We start from the raw sequence: 5241 nt of genomic DNA on the forward strand, positions 1-5241 counted from the left end.
AGCTATGGCAAGGGCCTGATGCCCGACACCTTCATCGACTTCAAGAAGCAGCGCTTCCGCTGGGCCTACGGCGCCATCCAGATCATCAAGCACCACGCCAGCGCCCTGCTGCGCGGCAAGGGCAGCGAGCTGACCCGTGGCCAGCGCTACCACTTCCTGGCCGGCTGGCTGCCATGGATTGCCGATGGCATGAACATCTTCTTCACGATCGGCGCATTGTTGTGGTCGGCGGCGATGATCATCGTGCCACACCGGGTCGACCCGCCGCTGATGATTTTCGCCATCCCGCCGCTGGCGCTGTTCTTCTTCAAGGTGGGCAAGATCATCTTCCTCTACCGCCGTGCGGTGGGGGTGAATCTGAAGGACGCCTTCGCTGCGGCGCTGGCCGGGCTGGCGCTGTCGCATACCATCGCCAAGGCAGTGCTGTATGGCTTCTTCACCAGCAGCATGCCGTTCATCCGCACGCCCAAGCATGCTGACAGTCATGGGCTGCTGGTGGCGATTTCCGAGGCGCGGGAGGAGCTGTTCATCATGTTGCTGCTGTGGGGCGCAGCGCTGGGCATCTACCTGGTTCAGGGGCTGCCGAGCTCGGACATGCGCTTCTGGGTGGCGATGTTGCTGGTGCAGTCGTTGCCGTACCTGGCAGCGTTGGTGATGGCCTTGCTGTCGTCGCTGCCAAAGCCGGAGGCCGAGGCGCAAACGGCGCACACATAACGGAAACTTGCGGCCACCTGGCATAGTTCGGGCTTACAAATAGACGATCTCCAGCGTGGCCGCCCCGTCGACGGCAGTCTCGTCGCGCAGGTCGAGTTGACGCAAAGGAGCAATGTACAACTCGACCATCAGCATAGCCTCGAGCTGCCTGATCAAGGCAGGTCCGGCTGCTGCGCGGTTACTGAGGGCAAACCCCAGCAAACGACCGTCGTTATGAAAGAACGCAGCTCCCGGGCCTGGCTGCCAGCCTGCACCACTCTGCGGGGAGTAGAGCGGCTGGAGCACCTGCCCATCCCCTAGCGCCGGCCCCTCAAGCTGTAAAGACCATGCCAGGCCGTCACTGGTCTTTTTACCTGCGCCAAACAGGGCGGAGCGTGCTACGTCTTTGACGTGACTGATCAAGCCGGGCTGGCGGTTGTCCACCGCGCGCAGAGCGAAACGAGTGAGGCCGTCGCAGGTCACGGCAGCAGGCAACGAGCGTCGCAAAGTGGTGGTTTTGCCAGCCGATAGCTGTCCAGATTCAATGAGGCCGAAGTCCACCACACCGTCATGACCCAAGAACAGCTTGCAAGCTGCTGGGACGACACTTGCCTGTAACGCCAAGGCTGCAGTTGCGCCATCGACTTCCAACACACCACCTGCGTGCAACTCGTCGGCGTTTGACAAGTTCGACGCTGCATCGAGCCAGCCCTGGATTGTAAGGCGAGCCGTGAAATTTGTGCCTTGAAGCGCTACATCTGCAAGCAATGGCGTGACCTGCATGCCTGGCACCCAGCGAATCCGGTCGCCTTTTTGCATCCAGGGGCCACGCGGGTCCCTGGATGCACCCAGCATGACCGGTTGGCCATCGAGCTGTGCGTCAGACAGTTGCATTGAATACTGTCCTCGCTCGCCAAAGCCATAGCTATCACCATAGGTGCCGGCAGCCAGATAGTTCAGGAGCATGTCGGTTCTTCTGGAGCACTGAACCGTCAGTTGCAGATGTTTCGCGGCAAACAGGTATTGATTCCCATGCTTTTGCAACTGAGTCCTGTTGACCTGGCCAAACTCGATAACGGGCTGGCTGAGCAAGATCTGACAGCCCTGCGCGGCGACAGATCCGGCCACTCCCATCAACAACATCCCCAGGCACCCGCTCAGCAAAAGCAGCGCGCCGCGGCGGTCGCGAAAGGGGCGCATCCTGCACAAGAACTCATATCGCATGGCAAAGGGCCGTGGTCGTTTCATAGTATTGATCCGGCTCCGGATTGTCGCTGAGGGTAAACTCCAGTGCACAGCCAGGTCCGCCTGGCGAGGTCACCTGATAGCGCTCGTTCTCCTGAAAGTCATGCAGGAATATCAAGCCACCGGCCTGCACCATCGTCACGAAGCTGCCGTTGGCATCCACTACCATCGAGCTGTCCGCCACGGGCTGCCCGCCAACGTGCAGTGTTTGTAGCAAGACACGTCGAGTGCGCTCTACAGCGAAACGCAAATGCGAAAATGCCCCTCGACCGGCCCTTACAATGCCCTGGCTGTTGGCCAGATCGACACTACGTGGCAGGCTCCGGGGCTGTACTTGCAGACGATTGTCAGCGTATGGGCGAACCTGCGAGGCCACTGCTCGTCCTTCGCCATCGGTCCACACGGGCCCACTTGGCGTGTCGATTTTCACACCTGCAAGATCACCGACTTCGATGAGTGCGTAGGTATCCTGTATCGGGTAAGGCGATAACGTGATGCCATCTGCATGCCCCACTGCGCCGCCACGCAGGTTGGCAGCGAGGGTTTGTGCACTGCTGCCGGTGGCCGAGTAATCCAGCTGCATCTGGCCGAATGGCGCCAGCCATGAAGCGCCGAGGCTGGGTCGCAACACCGGGTCATTGCCTGCATGGCTGCCTCCCAGGCGATAGCTGAACGATTCATTGACACGTTCCCGCAGGTTGATGGATGAGCGGTAATTGCCGGCGCTACCTCGGCTCGATGCGTACAGCCTGCGCTTGCTGCCCAATGGCAGACTGGCGCTCAGATACAGCAAGCGCCCCTGCTCACCTGCCCCGCTGAGCCTCCATTCCATGCCCGCATTCAGCGAAACCCGCTTCAGCGTTGTTCCCCAGCCGAAATTTGCCTGGGTGCTGACCTGACCGCTACCCGCACGCGACTGGCTGCCGCCAATACTGAAGTTCCCCAGCGCGCCCCCTTGCCATGACAAGCCGACGCCAAGGTAATCCTGCACCCCGTTCAAGCTGCGTGACGGCTCCAGCGCCTGTTGGATGTCTTGATAGTGCGGGCTCTGCACCGCGTAGCTGAAACTTGCCGCCCACCCTTCGGCTAGCTGCTGGCTGAGGGTAACCTGACTTTGCATTCCTGCTTTCTGGCGTCGAGGCTGCGAATAGCCGATTGACCACTGCATCTGAGCTTGCGTCCATGGCTGAACGCCCAGTGCAAACCCTGTTGCCTGATAACCATCGGTTGCAAGCATGCCGCCACCAAAGGCCACGCCATCGAGCACACTCCCGCTCCACCCGGCGCTCAGCACCCAGGGCGAAGCCGCACTGCTGTGGCGCAGTTGACCGACACCGAACTGGTACCCCCCCGACAAGCTGCCAGTCATGGGCGTAGCGGGCAAGGTCACACGTCGCTGCTCGCCGTCCGCTTCATGGATGGTCATTTCCAGTTCAGCAAAGGCATCGACTGGCGCAGGGCTTTCGATGGAAAACGGGCCCGGCGGCACGACTGTCGCGTACACCAGCCGATTGCGCTGAAAGATCTCCACCCTCGCCTGGGTCTTGGCGATGCCTTGAACCGCACGGCGCTGCTGCAGATGCCCCAAGGCCTGCTCAGGGAACACCTGAAAGCCGTCAACAGATACACCAGCGAGCACAGGGTTGCCCAGGTGGATCTGGCCAACCTGCAAAACCGCCGCCTGCCCGGCGAACGTTCGTTGCGCGTAGGCATTAAGCGCGTTGAACTGCCTGGACTGCTGGCCAATGCTGGCAACCTGACGGCTGCGCACGATCCAGTCACCGAGGTTGAAACCCGGCTCGGTAAGCGCGGTCCAGGCTCTGCTGCTGCCATCCTTGAAGCGTGTATCCAGCATCGTCACATCGTAATTGAACATGCCGGCTAACCCACCAGTGGCAAACGCCGATAAATCATGGCCTGCAGCGGACTTGCGCAGCGCTTGTGCCGGCACGACCATGGATACACTGGCGGATTGCGGGTCTGCGTTTATCTGGCTCTGTGGGTAATCCGCCAACAGGTCGATGCACAAGTCAGCAGCCGTATCTGACGCGCCGGCCGGCACCTGTATGCCTCCGGCTTCCAGCAAAGCGGAGTCGATGCACAAACTGCCATCATCGAGAAAGCGTGCCTGTGCTTGTCCTGCTCGATCGCCATTTACCTCCAGGCTTACGGTGTGATTGCCGGGGGTAAACCGGGCGATGTCCTGAAAGTAAGACGCCAGCTCTTCACTCAAGCCTCTCTGACGCAATAGTTCGAGGTCGAACGCGACGCCGTCACTGGCGCTGCACTCAAGAAGATAAACAGCAAAGAAAAGCGCCACTGGCCAACGCCAGCCAACCGCCCGGCACTTTCCCGCGCCCCCACTCAACCGTTCCCCCTGCCTAACGGTGCCTCGAATTCATCTACGGCATAGCCGTACACCGTGGCCGGGAACAGCTTTACGCTGCGATTATCCCGTCGGGCTGCCGCGTCCAGCCGAAGCACTAGCGATTCGCCGGGCAATATGTAGGTGCGCGGCAAATACGCTTGCTCGTCCGCGGGCATCAACCTGACTTCCTGCGCCAGCCGCACCACATAGGGAGTCGGGTTCTCAACCTGTACACCTTGGCCGTGGTAGCGCCACTGCAAGCCCTCCCACGGTGAGCGATTGGCAGCAAGCCCCTTGGGATGGATGATGACAGGCAGGTTCTGCCTCACGCTCACCCCGACCTTGGCGATACGCTCACCTGTCAGTTTTTGCTGCTGAACGCCTTCGAATATCACCCGTTTCAAACGCTGGACTTGCAGGGGCGCAGTTGCACGCAACATAAACCTTACCCGCTGCTCCTCGCCCGCCTCGACGCGCCACGCGGGCTGGGAGAGAAACAGCAATGGCTCCAGGTCTTCAGGCAGGTTCTGCAGGGTGACGAGCAACAGCGCGGGGGTGGGGTCTTCATTGCGTACCGTGATCGTTGCCTCGCCATCGGCTTCGTTGACGATCACCACCGAAGTTTCCGGGACCATGCCAGCAGCCTGTGCTGCACTGCCCGACAGCAGCAGGCCGCCCGCACTCAACAGTAAACGGATCAATATGCTCAAACTCGAATCTCTACAAGAAACGTGCTCGCCGCCCTGGAGCAGCGAGCACGTCAAGGCCCCAATGCGCTTATCGTCAACGTTGTAGGCTTGACGTCAGCGCTTGATCACAGATAGGACAGTTCGATGGTCGAAGCGCCATCGATCTTTACGTCATCGGTCACGGTGAGGTTCCTCAACGCAGCAATGTTCATGTCAATCTGCAAATCAGCGGTCAGATTCCGGATG

Annotated in this window: 3 protein-coding genes and 1 pseudogene; 1 reads left to right on the forward strand and 3 read right to left on the reverse strand. The window is 60.5% G+C overall.

Annotation, left to right across the window (positions count from 1 at the left end; translation table 11 throughout):
- A pseudogene (locus HP546_RS25390) lies at positions 1-714 on the forward strand (beta-(1-3)-glucosyl transferase); the annotation flags it as partial.
- A 33-nt stretch (positions 715-747) separates the two neighbouring features.
- Here HP546_RS25390 and HP546_RS25395 read toward each other — a convergent pair.
- Genes HP546_RS25395 through HP546_RS25405 form a run of 3 tightly spaced genes read right to left on the reverse strand, consistent with a single transcriptional unit; the run spans position 748 to position 5016 of the window.
- The gene (locus tag HP546_RS25395) at positions 748-1941 is read right to left on the reverse strand and encodes a DUF1120 domain-containing protein (protein ID WP_172231107.1); all 1194 of its coding nucleotides are present in this window, start codon (positions 1939-1941) and stop codon (positions 748-750) included.
- Entirely contained in the window at positions 1907-4258 is a 2352-nt protein-coding gene (locus HP546_RS25400) for a fimbria/pilus outer membrane usher protein (RefSeq protein WP_172231126.1), read from the reverse strand. Before HP546_RS25400 ends, HP546_RS25395 begins: the two co-directional genes overlap by 35 nt.
- A gap of 44 nt (positions 4259-4302) precedes the next feature.
- Entirely contained in the window at positions 4303-5016 is a 714-nt protein-coding gene (locus tag HP546_RS25405) for a fimbria/pilus chaperone family protein (protein WP_172231129.1), read from the reverse strand.
- Positions 5017-5241: the final 225 nt, after the last annotated feature.

Source organism: Pseudomonas sp. CM25 (assembly GCF_013179705.1).
Lineage (GTDB): Bacteria > Pseudomonadota > Gammaproteobacteria > Pseudomonadales > Pseudomonadaceae > Aquipseudomonas.

Coding starts and splice junctions, on each gene's coding strand:
- HP546_RS25395 (WP_172231107.1), bottom strand. CDS start 1,941: ATGAAACGACCACGGCCCTTTGCCATGCGATATGAGTTCTTGTGCAGG.